Below are 1,874 nucleotides of genomic sequence, written 5' to 3' on the forward strand. Positions count from 1 at the left end.
GGCCGGCCCCGCCGCCGGCCCACCGCCCGCGGGCTGGGCGCGCCGGCTCGTCGGCTACGCCCTGCGCCACCGCACCGACCTGGTAATGGCCTTCGGAGCCGCCGCGGTGGCGGCCGTCGCCACCGCCCTACTGCCCCTCGTACTGCGTCACGTCGTCGACGACGTCGGGCTCGCCGGCGGTGTGGACGGATCGGTCCTCGGACCGTGGATCGTGCTCCTGGCGTGCGTCGGGGCGGTCCGCTTCGGCGCGTCCTTCGTCCGCCGCCACCGCTCGGGGCGGCTCTCCCTCGGCGTCCAGTACGACCTGCGCAACGACGCCTTCGCCTCCCTCCTGCGGTTCGGCGGACCGCAGCAGGACGGCCTGCGCACCGGGGAGGTCGTCAGCCGTTCCATCTCCGACATCACCCTCATCCAGACCCTGCTCCAGTTCCTCCCCAACCTGACCGGCAACGCGCTGATGTTCTGCGTGTCCCTCGTCTTCATGGCCTGGCTGTCCCCGCTCCTCACGGTCATCGCCCTGATCGTCGGGCCCGCCCTGTGGATGATCGCCCTGCACAGCCGCCGCACCCTGTTCCCCGCGAACTGGCACGCCCAGCAGGAGGCGGCCGAAGTCGCGTCCGCCGTCGAGGCGACCGTCACCGGCGTCCGCGTGGTGAAGGGCTTCGGCCAGGAACGCCGCGAACTGCGCGGGCTCGAAGAACGCGTCCGCGCGCTCTTCGCCTCCCGGCTGCGCGTGGTCGCCTTCACCAGCCGCTACAACCCCGCGCTGCAAGCCGTCCCCGCGTTCGGGCAGGTGGCCGTGCTCGCGTTCGGCGGCTGGCTCGCGATGGAGGGCCGGCTCTCGCTGGGCACGTTCCTCGCCTTCACCGCCTACCTCGGCGCCCTCGTCACCCCGGTACGCCAGGTCGCCACCCTCCTGACCGTCTGGCAGCAGGCACGGGCGGGCGCCGAACGCGTCCTGGAGGTCATCGACGAGGCACCCGTGATCGCCGACGAGCCCGGGGCGCACCGCCTCGACGCCGCCGCGCCCGCCCTGGCCTGGCACGACGTCACCTTCGGCTACGACGGGGCCGCCCCGCTCCTGTCGGGCTTCACCCTGGACGTCCGCGAGGGCGAGACGCTCGCCCTCGTCGGCCCCGCCGGCTGCGGCAAGTCGACCGTCGCCGCACTCCTGCCGCGGTTCTACGACCCCCGGGCCGGCACGGTGTCCGTCGGCGGCCACGACGTCCGCACCCTCGCCCTGGACTCCTTGCGGTCCCGGATCGGCTTCGTCTTCGAGGAGAGCCTGCTCCTGGCGGACACCGTCCGCGCCAACATCGCCTACGGGAGCCCCGACGCGACCGACACCCAGGTCCGCGAGGCGGCCCGGCTCGCCCGGGCCGACGAGTTCATCGACCGGCTCCCCGAGGGCTACGAGACGGTCGTCGGCGAACAGGGACTGACCCTCTCCGGCGGCCAGCGCCAGCGGGTGGCGCTCGCCCGCGCCCTCCTGACCGACCCCGCCGTGCTCGTCATGGACGACGCCACCTCCGCCCTCGACGCCCGCGTCGAAGCGGAGATCCATGCCGGACTGGGGGAGTCCGCCCACCGTCGCACCACGCTCGTCGTCGCCCACCGCGGCTCGACCCTGGAACTCGCGGACCGCGTCGCGCTGATGGACGCGGGCCGGATCGTCGACATCGGCACCCCCGACGAACTGCGCGGCCGCTCGGCCCTCTTCCGGTCGCTGTTGGCCGCCCCGGGCGGTCCCGACGGCGACCGGGACGCCACCACCGCGCCCACGCCCCCGGCGGGCACCCCGGCCGGCGCGGTCACCGAGGAACTGTGGCGACGCCCCGACGGCGCGGGCCCCGCACACCACGAGGGCACCGCGG

At 74.8% G+C, this 1,874-nt stretch carries 1 protein-coding gene; it reads left to right on the forward strand.

Annotated elements, in window-relative coordinates; genetic code table 11:
* Positions 1-1,874 (forward strand): ABC transporter ATP-binding protein (locus tag NOD94_RS40950; protein WP_281211326.1); only part of this gene is annotated, 1,874 nt, incomplete at both ends.

Source organism: Streptomyces sp. Isolate_45, assembly GCF_024721315.2.
Taxonomy (GTDB): Bacteria; Actinomycetota; Actinomycetes; order Streptomycetales; family Streptomycetaceae; genus Streptomyces.